The 19772-nt window shown below is 58.3% G+C and carries 18 protein-coding genes; 9 read left to right on the top strand and 9 right to left on the bottom strand.

Going from position 1 to position 19772, the window contains the following annotated elements; genetic code table 11:
- Window positions 1-44: 44 nt before the first annotated feature.
- Entirely contained in the window at window positions 45-1991 is a 1947-nt protein-coding gene (gene dnaG / locus H4N61_RS12380; protein ID WP_182394125.1) for a DNA primase, read from the bottom strand.
- A gap of 191 nt (window positions 1992-2182) precedes the next feature.
- Window positions 2183-2743, bottom strand: a complete 561-nt coding sequence (locus tag H4N61_RS12385) for a DUF308 domain-containing protein (RefSeq protein ID WP_182394126.1) — start codon at window positions 2741-2743, stop codon at window positions 2183-2185.
- A 189-nt stretch (window positions 2744-2932) separates the two neighbouring features.
- Between H4N61_RS12385 and H4N61_RS12390 the strand changes: the two genes are divergently transcribed.
- Both H4N61_RS12390 and H4N61_RS12395 read left to right on the top strand, forming a co-directional pair.
- Window positions 2933-4132, top strand: coding sequence for an MFS transporter (locus H4N61_RS12390; RefSeq protein WP_182394127.1), 1200 nt, complete (start codon window positions 2933-2935; stop codon window positions 4130-4132).
- A gap of 92 nt (window positions 4133-4224) precedes the next feature.
- Window positions 4225-5370 carry a GGDEF domain-containing protein gene (locus tag H4N61_RS12395; RefSeq protein ID WP_182394128.1) on the top strand — a complete coding sequence of 382 codons (1146 nt, stop codon included), beginning with the start codon at window positions 4225-4227 and terminating at the stop codon, window positions 5368-5370.
- Here H4N61_RS12395 and H4N61_RS12400 read toward each other — a convergent pair whose 3' ends face one another.
- Window positions 5371-5823, bottom strand: a complete 453-nt coding sequence (locus H4N61_RS12400; protein WP_169196453.1) for a GatB/YqeY domain-containing protein — start codon at window positions 5821-5823, stop codon at window positions 5371-5373.
- 190 nt (window positions 5824-6013) lie between these two features.
- Here H4N61_RS12400 and carA point away from each other — a divergent pair, with 190 nt between their 5' ends.
- Window positions 6014-7225, top strand: coding sequence for a glutamine-hydrolyzing carbamoyl-phosphate synthase small subunit (carA, locus tag H4N61_RS12405; protein ID WP_182394129.1), 1212 nt, complete (start codon window positions 6014-6016; stop codon window positions 7223-7225).
- A 225-nt stretch (window positions 7226-7450) separates the two neighbouring features.
- Here the strand turns inward: carA and H4N61_RS12410 are convergent, their stop codons facing one another.
- From H4N61_RS12410 to H4N61_RS12420, 3 genes are all read right to left on the bottom strand, one after another.
- Window positions 7451-8977 carry a glycosyltransferase gene (locus H4N61_RS12410; RefSeq protein ID WP_182394130.1) on the bottom strand — a complete coding sequence of 509 codons (1527 nt, stop codon included), beginning with the start codon at window positions 8975-8977 and terminating at the stop codon, window positions 7451-7453.
- 50 nt (window positions 8978-9027) lie between these two features.
- Window positions 9028-9969: a neutral zinc metallopeptidase gene (locus H4N61_RS12415; protein WP_182394131.1), complete on the bottom strand. Its 942-nt coding sequence runs from the start codon at window positions 9967-9969 to the stop codon at window positions 9028-9030.
- 93 nt (window positions 9970-10062) lie between these two features.
- Entirely contained in the window at window positions 10063-11547 is a 1485-nt protein-coding gene (locus H4N61_RS12420) for a mannitol dehydrogenase family protein (protein WP_182394132.1), read from the bottom strand.
- A 131-nt stretch (window positions 11548-11678) separates the two neighbouring features.
- On the opposite strand from H4N61_RS12420, the gene H4N61_RS12425 reads away from it, so the two are divergent.
- The 5 genes from H4N61_RS12425 to H4N61_RS12445 all read left to right on the top strand — a co-directional run bounded on the left by H4N61_RS12425 (window position 11679) and on the right by H4N61_RS12445 (window position 16832).
- Window positions 11679-12587 carry a sugar kinase gene (locus H4N61_RS12425; RefSeq protein ID WP_248306517.1) on the top strand — a complete coding sequence of 303 codons (909 nt, stop codon included), beginning with the start codon at window positions 11679-11681 and terminating at the stop codon, window positions 12585-12587.
- 73 nt (window positions 12588-12660) lie between these two features.
- Entirely contained in the window at window positions 12661-12993 is a 333-nt protein-coding gene (locus H4N61_RS12430) for a type II toxin-antitoxin system PrlF family antitoxin (protein WP_182394134.1), read from the top strand.
- 1 nt (window position 12994) lies between these two features.
- Complete coding sequence (locus tag H4N61_RS12435; protein WP_182394135.1) at window positions 12995-13459, top strand: type II toxin-antitoxin system YhaV family toxin; 465 nt, start codon at window positions 12995-12997, stop codon at window positions 13457-13459.
- A gap of 62 nt (window positions 13460-13521) precedes the next feature.
- A complete protein-coding gene (locus H4N61_RS12440) occupies window positions 13522-14502 on the top strand; it encodes a ribonuclease (protein ID WP_182394136.1) in 981 nt (326 codons plus the stop codon).
- A gap of 344 nt (window positions 14503-14846) precedes the next feature.
- Complete coding sequence (locus H4N61_RS12445; protein ID WP_182394137.1) at window positions 14847-16832, top strand: bifunctional 2',3'-cyclic-nucleotide 2'-phosphodiesterase/3'-nucleotidase; 1986 nt, start codon at window positions 14847-14849, stop codon at window positions 16830-16832.
- Between the two features lie 32 nt (window positions 16833-16864).
- On the opposite strand, the gene H4N61_RS12450 is transcribed toward H4N61_RS12445, so the two are convergent.
- On the bottom strand, window positions 16865-17314 hold the full coding sequence (locus tag H4N61_RS12450) for a MarR family transcriptional regulator (protein WP_182394138.1): 450 nt from the start codon (window positions 17312-17314) through the stop codon (window positions 16865-16867).
- Between the two features lie 101 nt (window positions 17315-17415).
- Here H4N61_RS12450 and H4N61_RS12455 point away from each other — a divergent pair, with 101 nt between their 5' ends.
- A complete protein-coding gene (locus tag H4N61_RS12455; protein ID WP_182394139.1) occupies window positions 17416-17847 on the top strand; it encodes an organic hydroperoxide resistance protein in 432 nt (143 codons plus the stop codon).
- A 37-nt stretch (window positions 17848-17884) separates the two neighbouring features.
- Here the strand turns inward: H4N61_RS12455 and H4N61_RS12460 are convergent, their stop codons facing one another.
- Window positions 17885-18805: a flagellar motor protein MotB gene (locus H4N61_RS12460; RefSeq protein ID WP_169196465.1), complete on the bottom strand. Its 921-nt coding sequence runs from the start codon at window positions 18803-18805 to the stop codon at window positions 17885-17887.
- Between the two features lie 24 nt (window positions 18806-18829).
- Window positions 18830-19693 carry a flagellar motor stator protein MotA gene (gene motA / locus H4N61_RS12465; protein WP_169196466.1) on the bottom strand — a complete coding sequence of 288 codons (864 nt, stop codon included), beginning with the start codon at window positions 19691-19693 and terminating at the stop codon, window positions 18830-18832.
- Window positions 19694-19772: the final 79 nt, after the last annotated feature.

Below are 19772 nucleotides of genomic sequence, written 5' to 3' on the forward strand. Positions count from 1 at the left end.
ACAACGCAAAATCGCGCAATTCGCCCGTAATTAGAGAATGACCTCTAAAAACTGCGACTTGCGCGTCCAGATAGCGAACCAAACCCTTCAATCAATGCTTCAGTGCCATCGACAGTGGTGATCTGGTTCTTGATGTCCCGCAGCCGTTCAAAGGTTTCTTCGCTCGGGTCTTCGCCCAGCGCCGCTTCTGCTGCTTTGAGCTCTCTATTTAGCTCAACTTTCTTTTTATGCAAGGCCAAGGCGTGACTCAAACCGATTTCCGCGTCCGTTGCCGCGACCTCGGTATCGACTTGCCAGACCCCCTGAATTTTTAAAATCTCATTCATCCGGTACAGTGCCGGACCATGACCACGCACACCCAAAGCGGCCCGCAAATCTTCTGCAGAAATGTCATGGTGGCGCACGACTAGCGCCAAAATGTCGCTCAAAACTTTCTGTGCAATAGTCGTCTCACAGTCGAATGCACCCAGCGCATCGAACTTATCCTCGACCAGCGAGGGGTGATTGACCAGCGTCAGAATAATAGTGGCTTCACGCGGAGTAGCATCGACAGCGGTCGCACCACTACGCACGAGGCGTGAATTGCGCAGCGTATCAGAGACCACGAGCTTAGGCGTACCGCGTGAGGGGAAACCATAGCCCCCGCTCTGACCATAGGCCGGCTTGCCACCGCCACTCCAATTTCCCTGCCGTCCCTGCTGCCGGATTGGCGCAAAGAACGCTTTCAGCTTTTCCTCAAACGCCTGCGCGTAGTGGAAGCTGACATTGGAGTCCTGAATGGATTTCGCCCGATCACGAAGTCGTGCCTGCAAGGCCGCGCGCTCTTCGGGCGCCTCTGGCACAATCCCGCCAGTCTCAATGCTCCAGATCGTGTCCGAAAGGCTGCGTGCCTTGTCGATCACATCAGCAAAAGCACCCCGCCCCTGCGCCTTGATCAAATCGTCCGGGTCTTGCCCTTCAGGCAAGGTCGCGATTTTGACCGTTTTTCCGGGCTGCAAATGCGGCAGAACGATTTCGGCAGCGCGCTGCGCCGCCTTTTGCCCAGCCTTATCGCCGTCAAAGCACAAAACCGGCGCATCGCTCATGCGCCAGAGCAATTGCACATGCTCTTCGGTCAGCGCCGTACCGAGCGGCGCAACCGTGCCCTCAAAACCCGCTGACACCGCTGCGATAACGTCGAGATACCCCTCAACCACCACGACCGTCGCGCCTTCATAGGCCGCGCGTTTTGCTGTCTGGCCGTTGTAGAGCGTTTGCCGCTTGGAAAAGAGCTGCGTCTCCGGCGAATTGAGATATTTCGCCGGCACATCTGCGCTCATCGCCCGGCCACCAAAGGCGATCACCCGCCCTTTGAAATCGGTGATTGGAAACATCACCCGGTTGCGAAACCGATCATAGGTCAGCGGGTCGCCGTCACGACTTGTCACGAGGCCAGTATCGATCATCGCCTGCGCCGAAACCCCGTTCGCCGCCAGATGTTCTTTCAAGCCATTGCGACTGTCGGGAGCAAAACCGATACGAAACCGGCTCTGGCTCGCGGCCGACACGCCGCGCTCAAACAGATACCCCCGCGCTCGCGCACCAATATTATGCGCCAGCGCCGCCTCGAAATACCGCGTCGCCAACTCCATCACATCGATCAACGAACGCTGTGCGGCCTCGCGACGCTCCGTGCGCTCGTCGCGCGCCGGCATCGCAACACCAGCCATGCTGGCCAGTTTTTCGACAGCCTCTGGGAAACTCATCCCTGTCTTTTCAGTGAGGAACCGGAAGTGGTCCCCACTCACGCCACAGCCAAAGCAGTGATAGATCCCGCGACGATCGTCCGCGTGAAAACTTGGGCTCTTTTCGCCGTGGAACGGACAACAGGCCCACATATCGCCCTTGCCGGGCTGCGATTTCCGCTTATCCCAAAGCACGTGCTCGCCCACCACCTGCGTTATCGGCAGGCGCTGACGAATTTCATCCAAGAAATGATCGGAAAAGCGCATATAGAGTACTTAGGGTCTAACCCTCCGAAAGTCACGGCTCAGGATTTTGATTATACATGCGACCAATCCGCAAAACGCCAAAGCCCATGCTTGCCGCTTTAATTATCGGCCCCGTGCTGTGTGTCGTGCTGACGCTGTGGTTCGTCTGGACGCTCATCCCGGCCTAGCAGGACAAGCGCCCATTGCTTCGCTTAAGCCTTGCTCGCCTTGTAGAGCCGCCAAGCCCAGCCAAATAGGCCAATAGCGAAGGCGATCAACAAGACACCGCCCAACATAACGCTCACCACCGCCGTCAGCATCGGGAACAGCAGGAAGACGAGCCCGAGAAGCACATAGGAAATCCCGGCCAACACCACAGGCCAAATTCGTGCGTAGCTATCGCGCTCGCGCACCACGACGACAATCTGCATCACCCCGACCACGATGGCGACCAAGCCCACCATGGTGGACATGAATGTCACGGTCAAAATCGTCGCCAACAGCGGGCTGATCAGAACGACAATACCCAGCACCAGCGACGCCGCATTGGCCACAACGTCAAACCAATAATTGCCGCTCTTGCCGCCCCCGAAGGTTAGGCTCCACAGGCCAAGCGCACCGTCGATCAACAACAGCGCCCCCCCAAACAGCACCAAAACAGTCAGCGCTTCGGCAGGCACCAGCAGGGCATAAACGCCCCCAACAAACATCAAGAGACCCCGCAGCGCTGTAATCAAAGCGAAGCGGCGTTTGGTTTCGGACGACACAGGCATCGACATTCCCCTCTTTGACGGCTCTCCTACCGTCACCCTAACTGCGTCGCCCACGTTACGCCCATTGTGCAAGGGCGCAAGTGCGCAAGCATCAGGGGTCACGGTCCACACCAGCGGCGATTTAGCCGTTGCCCTTTACCCCCGCACATGGGATGCAGCACCCCCCCCTCCCAAACCGGTCGCCCTTTTATGTCTGTGCCTCTCCTCGCGCTTTTCCTGACTGCTTTTGCTTTCGGCACAGCTGAATTCGTTATTGCCGGCCTTCTCCCCGAAGTCGCCCTCGGCCTGGATGTCTCCGTACCCGTCGCGGGCTATCTCATCTCCGGTTACGCCATCGGCATTGCCGTCCTTGGTCCGCTGCTGACGCTGGCGACCAAGAGGTTCAATCGCAAGACCACAGTTGTTGTGCTCGGCGCGCTCTTTGCCGTGGGTCAGGCGCTCTGCGCCATCGCGCCCAATTTTGAACTGCTCATGGCGGCCCGCGTCTTCGTCTCGGCGCTACACGGCGCATTCTTCGGCATGGCCTTCGTGATTTCTACCGGTCTGGTGCCGCCCGAGCGTCGCGGCTTCGCCGTTGCGCTTGTTCTCTCCGGCCTCACGGTGTCGAACGTCATCGGCGTGCCGCTGGGCACGGCCATTGGTCAGCTGTTCGATTGGCGCGCGACGTTCTGGGCTGTAGGTGCCCTCGGCCTTATCGCTTCAATCGTCATCGCCGTTTTCCTGCCCAAGACTGCGGGTTCTGAATCAACCCACTCTAGCTTTGCCCGCGAATTCAAGGCGCTCGGCCGTCAGCAGGTCTATCTGGGCCTCGCCATCGCGACCTTGGTGATGCTGGCCCAATACGCCGTCTTCACCTACATCGCTCCGCTTTATCTCGAAGTGACGCGCCTCGAGGAAGAAATGGTTCCGATCATGCTGCTGATCTACGGTGTCGGGGCCACCATCGGCGTGTTTCTGGGCGGGCGTTTGGCCGATTGGAACCTCGGCAAGTCCATTGTCCTCGTTCTTGCCGGCCAAGTGCTGCTGTTCGGGTCGCTCTATTTTGTGGCGCCCTACCCGCTCGCCATGGGCATCACCACCTTCATTTGGGGCGGCGTCAACTTTGCCTTTGGCTCGCCCTTGCAGTCGCGCATGCTCCTCTGGGCCAATGACGCGCCAAACCTGACCTCGTCGCTGATCCCAACGGGCTTTAACGTCGGCATTGCCGTGGGCGCGATCTTATCCGCCAATCTGCTTGAGCAAGGCATGGGCTATCACAACCTGCCTTGGGTCGGCACGGTCGTCATCACGATCGCGCTTCTGCTCGCCATCATTTCTGTGGTCTGGGAAGCCAAGAGCACCAATCGCCCCCCTACTGGCGATGCCGACACCATAATTGTTGCGCACTAACCACAAACACTGACGAGCAAACAATTTGTCAGTTTAAATTAACACATCGTACGGACTTCCTTCCTATCTAACTCCCCTAGGGGGGCCGTACGATGATCGACTTAGAGACGCTGCGCGTAGCGGTGGCCATTTCTAGCGCCTCATTGGCGATAGCTCTGGGAATTGGCTGGCACTACTCAAGAACGCAGACGTTCCTCGCCCATGGCGCACTCGGTGTCGCTGTCGTCGTCATCGGACTTACGGCTATGACGCTCATGGGTGGTCTCTACACCCCTTGGTACAATTTAACGCCCTTTTGCATCGTGCTTGTCGGCCTCAGCGGCATCTATTCGGCAACACGGCGTTTCCGCTCCGAGTCATCGAGCATCTTGCCACCCGTCGTAGCCGCAGTCAGCTCTGTGGCCCTCGCGCTTGCCCCTGCCATTGTGAACTTGTCAGGCGTCAGCGCCCTCATGCTCAACGGGGCTTCAGGGGTCATTCTTTTGCTCTGCGCATTTGAGAGTTGGCGCGCCCGCAAAGAATCAAGACTAGCGATCACCGCCAACGCCTTTATCTACACTCTCACCGGCATTTCGTTCCTCAGCTGCTCCTACGTAATTCTGATAGAGCAGAGCTGGTATCTAACCACTATCCCCAAAAACTGGGCAGAAGACTTCAACACGGTCATGTCGCTGATCGGGGCGACGACCATTGGCGCCCTTACTCTGACCCTGCACCATGCGCGTTCCGCTGCACTGCACAAGGACGAAGCGAATACCGATCCACTAACGGGTGTCCTCAATCGACGCGCCCTTTTTAGTCGCCTAGAGGCTGTGCCGTCCTGCGAAGGTCATGCGGTCATCATGTTTGACCTCGACCATTTTAAGCAGGTCAACGACCAATTCGGCCACGAATATGGTGACAGCGTCCTGCGCCAGTTCGCGCTCGTCCTCAAACAGCACCTTCGCAATGAAGACGCCATCGCGCGATTGGGTGGTGAAGAGTTCTGCGTCGTCGTCAAAATTGAGGGCAGAGATAACGTTCAGCAAATTGCCGACCGCATTCGGCGCGCATTCGTTGCGCTGCGCATTCCCGGTGGCCCACAAGGCAAATTCGCGACGGTCAGTATTGGCTTGGCGCTCGGTTCCCCAGAGGAAACTTTCCCTACCGCCCTCCGCCGCGCCGATGCAGCGCTATATGAAGCAAAGCGATCCGGACGCAATCAGGTCCAGATCGCTTCACTCAGATTGGTGGCGTGATTAAGCCGAAAGAGTCGAGCGAACCTGGCCGCTGACCTTACCAAAATCGATTCGGCCCGGATAATCGGCGCGCAACTGGGCGATAACTTTGCCCATGTCCTTTGGCCCTTCGGCCCCTACGGCAGAAATTGCTGCTGTAATTGCCGCAGCGACTTCTTCTTCTGTCAAAGGCTTAGGCAGGAACTCATTGAGAATATCAATTTCTTCCTTCTCCACGGTGGCGAGATCGGCGCGACCGGCGCCAACATAGATCGCGAAGCTCTCTTCGCGCTGCTTCACCATCTTCTGAATAATGCCCAAAACCTCGTCATTCGTGGCTGGACCCTTGCCATCACCGCGATTTGCAATGTCACGGTCTTGCACCGCCGCATTGATTGCGCGCAATGTTGCTGTGCGGCGCTGATCACGGGCTTTAAGAGCCTGTTTCAGACCCTCGCTGATGTCTTCGCGCATGTGGTTTTGGCTCCTTGCTATGCAAAATCTTGCCCCCATATAGGCATTAAAGCGCAGCTACGCCACTTGCGTTGATCGCTTTGGCCTTCTAAGGAAAGGCCTCAACCGACATCTTCACTGCGCGACCCGCTAGGCCCCAAGCTTAGGTCCTTGTCGCGCGACCGTATAAACCGAGCCTTGGAGACCCAAAGTGACCGGCTGGCAAAACACACCCGCGACCGCAGTTCTAATTCTGGCTGATGGCACGCGACTTGAAGGCCAGGGCATCGGCGCCGTCGGTCATTCGGCAGGCGAAGTTTGCTTCAACACCGCCATGACCGGCTATCAGGAAGTCCTCACCGACCCGTCCTACGCTGGCCAGATCATCACCTTCACCTTCCCGCACATCGGCAATGTCGGCACCAACGACGAAGACATTGAAACCGTTAACATGGCTGCCCTCTCCGGCATCCGTGGTGTCGTGCTCAAGGCTGACATCACCAATCCTTCGAACTATCGCGCAGCTGAAAAGCTCGACGCATGGCTCAAGAAGCGTAACATCGTCGGCATCACCGGCATCGACACCCGCGCCCTCACTGCGTTGATCCGTGAAAACGGCATGCCGAACGGCGTGATCGCGCACGAACCATCGGGCATTTTCGACGAAGCCTCGATCAAGGCTGAACTCAACGCCTTCCCGGGTCTTGAAGGTCTCGACCTTGCCAAGGAAGTCACCACGGCTCAGACCTATCATTGGGACGAAGCCAGCTGGGAATGGAATAAGGGCTACAGCGCCCTCGAAAACCCAGACTTCCACGTCGTCGCCATCGACTTCGGCGCCAAGCGCAATATCCTGCGCTGCCTCGTTGATCAGGGTGCCAAGGTCACTGTTGTTCCGGCCACTGCAACCGCAGCGGACGTGCTCGCCCACAATCCAGACGCAGTGTTCCTGTCGAACGGCCCCGGCGATCCGGCAGCGACTGGCGTTTACGCTGTTCCAACCATTCAGAAGCTGATGGAATCCGGCAAGCCAATGTTCGGCATCTGCCTGGGTCACCAGCTGCTCGGTCTGGCTCTTGGCGGCACCACCTCCAAGATGCATCAGGGCCACCACGGCGCGAACCATCCTGTGAAGGACCTCACCACTGGTAAGGTCGAAATCACCTCGATGAACCACGGCTTTGCTGTGGACGCCGAAAGCCTGCCTGCTGGCGTCACCCAGACCCACATCTCGCTGTTCGACAACACCAATGCTGGCCTTGCGGTTGATGGTAAGCCGATCTTCTCGGTTCAGTACCACCCAGAAGCCTCCCCAGGCCCACAGGACAGCCATTACCTCTTCACGCGCTTCCTCAACCATGTCCGCAAGCAAAAGGGCATGGCCGAGCTCCCTGAGCACCAAGCTCCTGGCGCAGCAGCGTAAGACACGAAAAAAGAAAAACCCGGCTCCGGCCGGGTTTTTTGTTTTTGGGCCTTTTGCATCCAGTTGAGCACAAAGCGCTGCTCTCACCTCTCCCCCACGGGGAGAGGTCGGCCTCCTTAGGCCGGGTGAGGGGGCCTTGGGTACCAGCACAAATCCCCCAAAAACTCGATCCAGTCCCTCCCCCTATCAGGGGTAGGTTAGGTGGGGGTATTTACGTAACCCTGATTACCGCCCCGTCACCGCAGTAACATTGGGCAGTGCTGCAACATCAAAGCCCGCATCACGCGCCGCAATCGCCAGCCCTGCCGCATCGCGATGGAACTTCACCGGCTCCACCGCAAACCGAACACCGGCTGCAATCACCTCGGCGCGCACGAACACGACATCAGCGCCAACAATCGTCACCGGCGCGATCTGGAGGGGACGCAAATCGACCAGCGGCAGACCTGAAGGTGAGGCCACGCGCGAGACGACGCCCCCCAATGCCCCGGCCCGATACAATCCCTTAAAGATCAAATCTGAATACAACAGCGTATCCTCATTGCGGCTCTCACCCGTCGGCGAAACCACATCGAGCGTCACAACGCCCTTATCCGCGCCCACAAGCGCCTCCACAGTGCCCGCAGCCAATTCCACCAGCCTGCCATCAAGGATCAGGCACTGCTTATTTCCCGCAGAGACCAACATCGCATTGTGCTGTTGAGCAGCGCCCTCGATTGCCGGGAACACTTCAAAGCCAAATCCGGCCGCTGCCAGCTTGGCGCTCACCGCGCCGATAACCTCTGGCGTGCCGCCAAACAGCCCAAAGCTCAGCTTTGCCCGATCATAAGTAATGGACGTCAAGACCGCCCCAATAGCGTCCCCGCCCTGCCCCAGATCGACCGCCACGAAAACCTCAGGCCAGTCGGTAAACCGAGCAAACTCTTGCTTATGGAAAATCCGACGCGCCGCCGTAAACTTCGTCTGTGCAATCTGCGGATTGGTCTGACGGCGCCACCACCATTGGATCTTGTTTGGCACCTTCCAGAATTCTGGGCCCTTATAGAAAAAGGGCATGAACCAGCTGTTGCGCCAGAGGTGCGAGACGAGCGTCGGCTTCCCCCGACCGATCACGGTGAACTCAGCTTCCACAGCGTCCGCATAAGCGTCCGACATTGGCGCGAACGTGCCATGCCCCGATTGGGGGCTCCACCGATCCGGCAGCAGCACATCTGGCCGCTCGTCCTTGGGCGCTCGCAGCGCCACCCCATTGACGAGACGCGGCCCCGTCGCATCCACCACGTCATTGCTGGCCGCACAGCGCGCCATCGCGTCCATGCAGCGTTCCCAGAACTTGTGCCCCGGCACCGAGCCCATAAACGCATTGCACAGCACAAACGGCATGCCGCGATACAGCCCGTCGTTCTCTTCGACATGGCGTTCTGGCTCCGCGCCGACGAAACACTCTGTCTCCTCGATCAGCTCATCAATCCGCGCCTTGGGCAGCACATCGAGATCGGCATAGATCCCGCCCTCATGATGCAGCACGAAAAAGCGCCACGCATCGGCGCGGAAAATCCCCGAGCGATAGCCATCATAAGTGGAGAGGTGTTCCGGATAATGCTCGGCAATCAGCGCCCGGCAATCCGCATCGTCCCAGAGCTTTAGCTCAAAATCGGGGTGCGTTCGCTGCCATTCATCCCAAGTGCGCTGCGCAAACTTCGTTAGAGTTTTGGTCTTCCACGTAAAGTGTACGACTTTAGGGATGCTCATAAGAAAAAGGCCCGGGCAAAAAACTATGCCCGGACCTATAAATCACAAACTTAGACGTTGCCAGTAAACGTATCGCAGGCGCCGGGATCGCCGGTTTCATATCCACGCTGGAACCAGTCTTTACGCTGCGCCGACGTGCCGTGGTTGAACGTCTTAGGCACGGCAAAGCCCTGCATCCGCTTTTGCAGCGTATCGTCGCCAATCTGATTGGCCGCGTTCAGTGCTTCGTCAATGTCCCCGCCCTCGAGCAGGTTTTGCTGCCCAGCGTGGTTCGCCCACACACCCGCATAGCAGTCTGCCTGCAACTCAACGCGCACCGAATAGGCATTGGCCTGTTCCTGGCTCATGCTGGCCCGGCGCTGGTTAAACTGAGGCAGAACGCCAGTTAGGTTCTGAACGTGGTGGCCCACTTCATGCGCCAACACATAGGCCTGCGCAAAGTCGCCGGGCGCACCGAACTTACGGTGCAGCTCGTCATAAAAACTGAGGTCAATGTAAACCTTGCTATCGGCGGGGCAATAAAACGGGCCAACCGAGGAGTCCGCTGCGCCACATCCCGTGCTCACCGCATTGGTGAACAGCACGACATTTGGCTCAGGATAGTCCTCGCCGATTTTGGCGAATTCAGCGTTCCAGAGGTCCTCGGTTTCCCGGACCACAACAGCGACGAAATCGGCAAGTTCATCTTCGCCCTCAGCCGGCAATTGGCGAGAACTCGATGCCGAAGGCGCGAAATTCGAACCTGCCCCGCTGCCGCCTGCGAGCATATCAAGCGGGTTCTGCCCCGTCGCAAACCAGATAATGCCCAGCACGACAACAATGCCGATCAGACCGGAAATCCCGCCTTTGCCACCGCCGCCGCCGCCGCCACCCATAGGGATGCGAAAGCCGCCACGCTGGCCTTGTCCAAAGCCACCGCCCAGTCCACCGCCGCCACGTTGACCGCGTAGGTCCTGCACATTGGAGCTGCGCTCCCTCCCACGCCACTTCATGTCGCGCCTCTCAAAAATTCTTTCAACACAGATGAAAAGTAAAAAAGCGCGGGTGAAGTTCCCGCGCCTTTCGCATTCGCTCTGCTTCTGTCGCTATTCCTGCGCCGACAGTTGATAATTGGCAACGGTTTCATGCGCCCCGTTTTGCCAGAAGCTCCACAATTGCTCGAGCACAGCGTTGCGGAACACCTCATTATCGATGAGATCAGTGCCGAAGATCGACTGGATGGACACCAGCCCGTTGAAATAGGCTTCCGGGTCCTCGCCCGCGTCTGCCGCAATGGCGAGCAGTTTCAGCGCCAACGGATCGCGCACGTCGATCTCATTGCCCTCTTCGTCGATCGCCATCACATAGCGCATCCACGCCGCGACGCCCAAAGCCAGACGATCAATGCTCTGCCCCGCCGCAAGGCGATCCCGGATCGTCCCCAGCAAGCGCTGCGGCAGCTTCTGCGAGCCGTCCATAGCAATCTGCCAAGTGCGATGCTTCAGCGCCGGATTGGCAAAACGCGCGAGCAACTGATCGCGATAGGCTTCCAGATCAACACCGGGCATGTCGAGGGTCGGTATGACTTCTTCCGTCATCAACCCATGCACCAGCTCACGGTAGTCTTCGTCGCCAACCACTTCAGCGATATACTCATACCCACCGAGATAACCGGCATAGGCCATGGTCGAGTGCGAGCCATTGAGCATGCGCAGTTTCATATGCTCGAACGGCTCAACGTCCTGCACCAGTTGCGCCCCGACCTCTTCAAACGCCGGACGGCCACTTGGGAAATTGTTTTCAATCACCCATTGGGTAAACGGCTCGGTCATGATCGGCCACGCGTCTTCCGCCCCGATCAGGCGCGCAACCTCTTCGCGATCCGCATCGGTGGTGGACGGCACAATGCGATCAACCATGGTCGATGGGAAAGCAACGCCCTTCACCCATTCGCCCAGTTCCGCATCGCGCTTGGCCGCAAATGCTGTGACGATGCGCTTGGCCGTCTGCCCATTGTTCGGCAGATTATCGCAGCTCATCACCGTAAAAGGCGCGATCCCTGCCGCCTTACGACGCGCCAGCGCTTCCACCAGCATCCCCGGCGCCGATTTCGGCACGCTCGGGTTGCTCAGATCGTGCTGGATATCGGCGTGATTCAGGTCCAGATCACCCGTCGAAGGCTCGTAGCAATAGCCCTTTTCTGTCACCGTCAGCGACACGATGCGAACCTCAGGGCTCGCCATCAGATCGAGCAGCGCGTCGCGCTCAGTATTGGCGTCCATCACCTTAAGAATCGAGCCGATCACGCGCGGATGTGTCCCCGAAGCATCGCGCACAGCAATCGTATAGAGCCCGTCTTGCGGCTCCAAAGCATCCTTGGTGTCAGGGCGACGCAAGCTCGCGCCGACAATGCCCCAACTCGGGTCCTTGCTCAGCAGATCGTCGACATAAACCGCCATATGCGCGCGATGGAACGCACCAATGCCCAGATGCACGATCCCAGCCGTCACCGCGCTGCGGTCATAATTCGGAACAGTAATGCCTGCCGCCAAAGTCGACACGGTCTTTAGATTGAGGCGTTGCTTGCTCAAATCGATCTCCTCATATCCATACCATCTTGTATGGAAGTTTGACGCAGGTTAGGAGCCTGTTTAATGATCCCATCTTGCTCGCGCAAGACCGCACCTGCATAAGCGAGCAAAGACATTTGGAGGGAATGGCAGTGTCGCAGCGTATCGTATCCATCGGTGAATGCATGATCGAGATGAGCGGCGGCGAAGATCGCAGCTATCGCCTTGGCTATGCAGGCGACACTCTCAACTCTGCTTGGTACCTGCGCGCCCTCCTCCCCGACGCTTGGAAGGTCGATTATGTCACCGCTCTGGGGGCAGACAAATACTCCGGCGACATTCGTAACTTCCTCCAAACCAACAACATCGGCACCGATCACATCCAGACCATCCCGGCCCGTCGCCCCGGTCTTTATATGATCCACCAGGAAGCAGGCGATCGTCACTTCACCTATTGGCGCGACATGTCTGCGGCCAAACTCCTTGCCGACGACAAATCCGCCCTCGCCGCTGCCGTTGAAGGCGCAGACCTCGTCTATTTCTCCGGCATCACCCTTGCCATTCTGGCCCCCAAGGCCCGCGGCCGCCTCCTCGGCGCTATCGTAAAAGCGCGCGACAATGGCGCCAAAATCGCTTTCGATACCAATCTGCGCCCCGCTCTCTGGTCGTCACCCCGCGTCATGGCCTCTGTGCTCACTGCTGCCGCCAGCCTTTGCGATATTGTCCTGCCCACCCACACCGACGAAGCCCCCCTCTTCGGCGACGCGACAGTGGACGACACCGCCAATCGCTATCTCGAGCTCGGCGTTGAAGAAGTCGTCGTCAAAGACGGCTCCAAAGAAGCCCTCATCGCCACCGCCACCGAACGCGTCCGCATGGCCCCGCCCCCTGCCGCATCCGTGGTCGACGCCACCGGCGCTGGCGACAGTTTTAACGGCGCCTATCTCGCCGCGCGCCTGCAAGGCAAATCCATCACCGAAGCCGCTCAGGCCGCCCACCGCACCGCAGGCATCGTCATCGGCCACAAAGGCGCCCTCGTCGATCCAGCTTTAGTGCGCTGACGAACCCATGCGGTCGCAACCTTGCAAAGGTAAGGAATTTCCATTACCTTTGCATTCCATGAAAGGTTGCGTGATGACATCGGTTCTTAAAGAAGAAAGCACCATCACCGCCAAGGGCCAAACCACGGTACCAAAATCGGTACGTCAGGCCTTGGGCGTCGATTACGGTGGCCGCATCACCTTCACCGTTGATGCGCAGCGCCGTGTCATTGTCGAAAAAGTTGAGGACGAAGCTGCAGACCCGGTCGTCGGCAGCTTCCTCAATTTCCTCGCTCAAGACATGGCGGCCAACCCCCAACGGTCCATCGTCCCACTGACGTCAGCATTGCTCTCTCGGGTTGCCGTGCTGGTCGAAGACCTTGAAAGCGATCCGGGCGAGACAATCGACGGCGAGACGGTGCTTTAGCATGCTCACCGTCAACGGTTGGACCCTGCTTGCCCATCCGCTGTTTCTTCAACAACTCGAAAAACTCACCGCGGCCGTTCAGGTCCTGAAGGCCAAAAAGTCCGACACCTACGCGCAAAACGCCAATACCAAGCTTCTCGCGGCGCTCAATCGGTTAGCCTTCGAAATCATTCCTTCTGATCCGACCGCCACCGTCTACAGGCAAGGGGCAACACAGGGACCGGACTACAAGCATTGGTTCCGCGCCAAGTTCGGTGGCGGACGGTTCCGACTGTTCTTCCGCTACGATACCGCGTCCAAGATAATCATCTACGCTTGGGTGAATGACGAGAATTCCTTGCGCACATACGGGTCCAAGACCGACGCCTATCACGTCTTTAAATCCATGCTAGACGGTGGCACCCCGCCCGATGATTGGCCCGCGCTTCTTTCTCAGGCGCAGCCAATCGACGTCGACGAAGCCTAGTCCAACTTTGCATTTCCGCGACAATTTCCGTTAGACTGACCAAGTACTATCCGAGGACCACCATGCTGCGCAGATTGACCACTCTTGCCTTTGCCTTGATCTGCGCTCCAGCCTACGCGGAAGTCCCTCTCTCGGGCACATTCACCGCCGCCGAAGCCTGCCCAGCATTGCAATCAATCAGCCGCGAAACCAATCCCGGCAACATCACCACTCAGGCTGGCACGCAGTATGAGCTGCTCGCAGGCAACCGCACCCCGCCGACCCATGTGCGTGTTCGCATTCCCGGAGCGCAGCCCGATTTGCGTTGGGTGAGCGTCGCATGCGGCTCCTCTCCTGCCCTCACTGGCGAAGCCCCCAGTCAGCCAACGCGCAATGCCGCATCAGCGCCCAAGCAACACTATATTCTCGCCGCCAACTGGCAGCCGGCCTTCTGCGAAACCGCACCGCGCAAAACCGAGTGCCGCAATCAGCGCCCCAATAGCTTTGAGGCGACAAATTTCACCCTGCACGGCCTCTGGCCACAGCCCAAAGATGCCGAATACTGCGACGTCTCCAATCGCGACCGCTACGCCAGCCAGGACGGTCGTTGGCGCGACTTGCCGCAACTTGACCTCACCATCGCCCAACGTCGGGAACTCGACGTCGTCATGCCCGGCAGTGCCTCAGGGCTTGATCGCCACGAATGGATCAAACACGGCACCTGCTATGATGGCAACCAGCGCGACTATATCGACGCTTCGCTCTTTCTTATGCAGGCCCTCAACGATTCCGAAGTCGCGCATCTCTTTTCGGAAAGCATTGGCCGCCGCGTCGCCATTGATCAGGTCCGTGCCACCTTCGACGCCAGCTTCGGCCGTGGTGCGGGCGACCGTGTCGCCATGGATTGCGAGACCGATGGCAACCGCACCATCATCACCGAACTGCGCATCGCGCTTGCGGGCGAGATCACCTCACCAGACGATTTCGCCGATCTCGTGCGCGCAGGTACGCCGCAACGCCACACCTGCCGCTCTGGCCACGTCGACGCGGTCGGACTGCAATAAGCACAGACCCGAGATTTGTGATCGCGCCGCCCCGTGGCGCGATCCAACCTGCTCTCCCGACGCCTCAACCCCCTGTCAGACCATAGTTTTTTCTCCATGGACGTGTATTAGGGCGTGTATTAGGCACACACTAAGGCATTGATTTTTCGCGCCAATTTTATCTCCTCATTTGCTTTGACCAAGCGATCAAAACCGTCCTACGCTCCTCACGTCGTCGTCATTGCCGTGTCACAGCACGCCGCCATGAAGAGACCACGCTAGGAAAACTGGCGCACAATGACCGGTCGAAAAGCCGGGTTCGGGAGCACGCCCCCGCACAAGCATTGGTCAGAGGAGAGGTAAGCATGAATTTCTTCCCGAGCATTTCCCGCCGTGCGTTTCTCGCCGGCTCCGCCAGTGTCGGGGCCGCAGTCGCCCTGCATCCCTTCGCGGTCTTTGCGCAGGCCAATCAGGCCCATCTGCGCATCATAGAAACCACCGATATTCACGTCGCCATCCTGCCCTATGACTATTACGCCGACGGCGCCAATGACACGATGGGCCTCGCCCGCACCGCGACAATCATCGAGAACATCCGCGCCGAAGCGGGCAATGCCGTGCTCTTTGACAATGGCGATCTGATCCAGGGCAATCCGATGGGCGATTACATGGCCTATGAAAAGGGCCTCAATCAGGGGGATATCCACCCCGCCATCAACGCCCTCAACACCTTAGGCTATGACGCTGCCACTCTGGGCAATCACGAATTCAATTACGGCCTCGAATACATGGACCGCGCTCTGGCGGGCGCAAAATTCCCCTTTGTTTCGGCCAATGTCGTGCGTGGCGTGGATCTGGGCGAAGACCCAACCGACGACGACACCTATATCGCGCCCTATAAAATCATCGAGAAAACCCTCCTTGATGGCTCGGGCGCTGAACACACGATCAAAATCGGCGTCATCGGTTTCGTCCCCCCGCAAATCCTCACTTGGGATTCAACCCATTTGACCGACAACGTTGTCGTCCGCGACATGGTCGAAACCGCCCAAGCTTGGGTGCCAAAAATCCGCGAAGAAGGCGCTGATATTGTCGTCGCCCTTGCGCACACCGGCATCGAATCTGGCCCCCATGTCCCCGGCATGGAAAACGCCGCGCTCCAACTGGCCGCTGTTGACGGCATCGACGTTGTCCTCACTGGCCACCACCACCGTGTCTTCCCCGGCAAGGACTATGAAGGCATCGACGGCGTCGACACCGTGGCAGGCACACTCAACGGCAAGCCCGCCGTCATGCCGGGCTTCTGGGGCAGCCACATGGGCCTTGTCGATCTGCTGCTCGAAGTGGATGCGAGTGGCAAATGGACCATCGCCTCGCACACGTCCGAAGCCCGTCCGATTGTCGAGCGCATCGACAATAAGAACGTCCCAACCGTCGTGTCTCTCCCGGCCGTTGAAGCTGCCGTCGCCACCGAACATCAGGAAACGCTGGACTATATCCGTCGTCCGGTTGGCGAAACCTCAGCCCCCCTCCATTCCTATTTCGCCCTCGTTGCCGACGATCCATCCATTCAAATCGTTACTCAGGCTCAGTCTTGGTATCTGACGCAAATGATGATCGGCACCGAATGGGAAATGCTGCCCATCCTCTCCGCCGGTGCGCCGTTCAAAGCCGGCGGCCGTGGCGGCCCCGACTACTACACCGACGTGCCCGTCGGCCCGGTGGCGATCAAAAACGTCGCCGACCTTTATCTCTATCCCAACACCATCCAAGCCGTTCTGATCACCGGTGCGGACGTAAAGAACTGGCTTGAACGCTCAGCGGGCATTTTCAACCAGATCGAGAAAGGCGCGACCGACGCCCAACTGATCAACCCCGCCTTCCCGTCCTATAATTATGACGTTATCGACGGGGTCACCTATAAGATTGATCTCACCCAGCCGTCGAAATATGCTGCTGATGGCGGTGCGCTCGAAAACCCCGACGCCAACCGTATCGTTGATCTGCAATTTGACGGTCAGCCCATCGATCCGGCGCAGCAATTCATCGTGGTCACCAATAACTATCGCGCTGGCGGCGGCGGCGGTTTCCCCGGCATTGGCCCGGACAAAATCATCTTCATCGGCCCCGATACCAATCGCGATATCATCGTGCGCTACATCATCGAGCAGGGCACCATCGACCCCAAGGCCGACAGCAATTGGTCCCTCGCCCCAATCGGCGACACCACCGTGCTCTTTGCCACTGGCCCAAAAGCCGCCGATAAAGTTGCCGATGTCACTGCCGTCAAAATCGAAGCGACCGGCGATACCGATGAGGCCGGTTTCGGCATCTATCGCATCGCGCTCTAAACGGTTCAGGGGGAGAGGTTCCGGCCTCTCTCCTACTTTTCTGCCAGCGCCGCATCCAAGCGCGCGCGCAAGGCCAGTAGCTCAGCGCGCATGGCCGAAATATCGTCCATCGCTAATCCTGTGCCCTTTGCCACGGCCAGCGGCACCACCAAAGCCTTAGCTTTCAGCCCCTGCCCCGCCTCGGTCAGCCCTATCCGCACCTGCCGCTCGTCGCCCGCATCACGCTTTCGCGTCACCAGCCCCCGCGCTTCGAGCCGCTTTAACAAGGGCGTTATTGTGCCACTATCGAGGAACAATCTCTCCCCGAGCGCTTTGACCGTGATGTCGTCCTTTTCCCAAAGCACCAGCAAAGCGAGGTACTGCGGATAGGTCAGTTCAAAGGCATCCAGCCGTGGCTTGTAAAACCGCGTAAAGGCATGCCCCGCCGCATAGACGGCGAAACACAGCATATTGTCGATCGTCGGCATGGTCTCGTCAGCCATCGCCCTACCCTCGCTAAGTTGCAAAAACAGCCTACATAAAAAATAGATTGCGCGCAATTTAATTGCGAACTATGAATTATCCATCTTCAAGGAGAACTGTCATGAGCATTAAATCTGCAGTCTACATCGCCCACGCCCACACCACTGGCGGCCGCACTGGCACCAGCAAGACCGACGATGGCCGCCTAGAAGTTACTCTCGACACGCCCAAGGCCATGGGCGGCAATGACGGCCCGGGCACCAATCCCGAACAGCTGTTCGCCGCTGGCTACTCCGCCTGCTTCCTCGGCGCGCTCAAGGCTGTTGCCCGCGCTGAAAAGGTGAAGATCCCAGACGAAACCACCATCGACGCGTCCGTCTCCTTCGGCGAAAATGCCAAGGGCATTGGCTACAATATCGCCGTCGCGCTCAAGGTCAGCATTCCCGGCTTTGATCACGCCGAGGCCGAAGCTCTCGTGGAAAAGGCCCACCAGGTCTGCCCTTATTCCAATGCCACCCGTGGCAATATCGACGTCACTCTGACGGTCGCCTAAAACAAAAAAGGCGGTGTCCACAGACACCGCCTTTTCTTTATGGCGTGAGGCCTACCGGAACCGGTGGCGCTTGGTGCAGTACGGTAATTCTCACCCGTTCATTGGCAGCCATATAAGGGTCATTGGGGAAGAATGGATCGTCCGTCGACCGGCCGATCACCGACTTCACCCGATCATCGCTCAAACCAAACTCGCTCAAGATCGAGCGCGTGACATTGGCGCGATCCGCCGACAATTCCCAAGGTCCATAGCGCGGGTTATCAAAACGACCACCAGCCGCCGTATGGCCGGACACAGACACCTGCGCATTGAGCCCCTGCAAAATCGGCGCCATCACCGAGATAGCCAGACGTGTTGGCTCCACCGGATACTTCGAGCCTTCCGGGAACATGCGCGCCCCCTGCTGCTCGACGATCTGGATGTCCAAGCCCTCTTCGGTCTCTTCAACCAGCAGATTGTCTGCAAATGGGGTCAGCTCCGGCAGAGACTGCCAGGCCTGCTTAATGCTCGCCGCAGCACTGTGGAACGAACGATCTTCCGTCGCCCGCATCGATTCCGCGCTTTCAGCAGTTTCGGCGTTTTCTTCGCCCTGGCTCCGATCGGGACCACCAGAATTCACGTCAGCGGTGTTCTGCGCCGAACCCGTTGGGCTCGACAGCGAACTCAGCGACACTTCTTCAACCGAACCCGACATCATATTGCCGTCGCGTGCCATCGCCGTGCCGCCCAGCACACCGCCGGCCCCGCTCATGGTTTCGCTGACAGAAGCGGGCGCGAAATAATTCGCCAGCCCTTCTTTCTGCTCAGGCGTAGTCATGCTGATCAGCCACATCAACAGGAAGAAGGCCATCATCGCCGTCACGAAGTCGGCATAAGCAATCTTCCAAGCGCCACCATGGTGGGCGTGTTTGTGTTTCTTGACCTTCTTAATGATGATCGGTCGTTCTAAGTCCGCCATTCTGGCTTCTCCTTTCCGCCGACCTTAGCTGGTCGCCGGCAGGTTAGCTGTGGACGCTTCAACTTCGTTGAAGGTCGGACGAACTTCACTCATCAGCGCCTTACGGGCAAATTCAATCGCCATCACTGGCGGCTGACCATTGATATGAGCCAGCATACCAACCTTGAGCGACAGGAAGTACTTGCCTTCCGACTCATAGGTCGCGCGCAGGGACTGGGTGAACGGTGCAAAGAAGCCATAAGCAACGAACACGCCGAAGAAGGTACCAACCAGCGCGCCGCCGATCAGGTGACCCAAAACTTCTGGCGGCTCGGTAATCGCGCCCATGGTCTTGATCACGCCCAAAACGGCCGCAACGATCCCGAGAGCTGGTGTACCATCGGCCAATGCCTGCATCGCAGTCACATTGCGCTCTTGTTCCTGATGGTGGGTTTCCAGTTCCTCATCCATCAACGCTTCAATTTCGTGCACATTGTTTGCGCCCATCGTCACCATGCGCATGTAGTCACACACGAACTGCACTGCGTGATGGTTCTTGGCAAAAGTTGGGAACGCGTTGAAAAGCGTGGAATTGTGCGGGTCTTCAATATGGGACTCGATACCCAAGATGCCCTTCTGCTGGACGATCTTAAACATGGCATACTGCATGCCGAGCAGTTCCAGATATGCGGTCTTGTCGTATTTTGGGCCCTTAAACAGCGAGCCAAACATGCCCGGCACGGCCTTCAATACAGGCGCGCCGTTAGCAATGATGAAGGCACCAAGCGCAGCACCCAGAATGATCACGAATTCCCAAGGTTGCCACAGAACCTCGACATGTCCACCCATCATATAATAGCTGCCCAAAACGCAGGCAAAAACGACGATGGTTCCCAAGATAAGACGCATGGAGGTGACCGACCTAATACATTACGACACGAGCGACAAAAAACGGCGCAACCGCTTAGCGCGTAAGGATATTGCCTCG

The organism is Devosia sp. MC521, assembly GCF_014127105.1.
Lineage (GTDB): Bacteria > Pseudomonadota > Alphaproteobacteria > Rhizobiales > Devosiaceae > Devosia.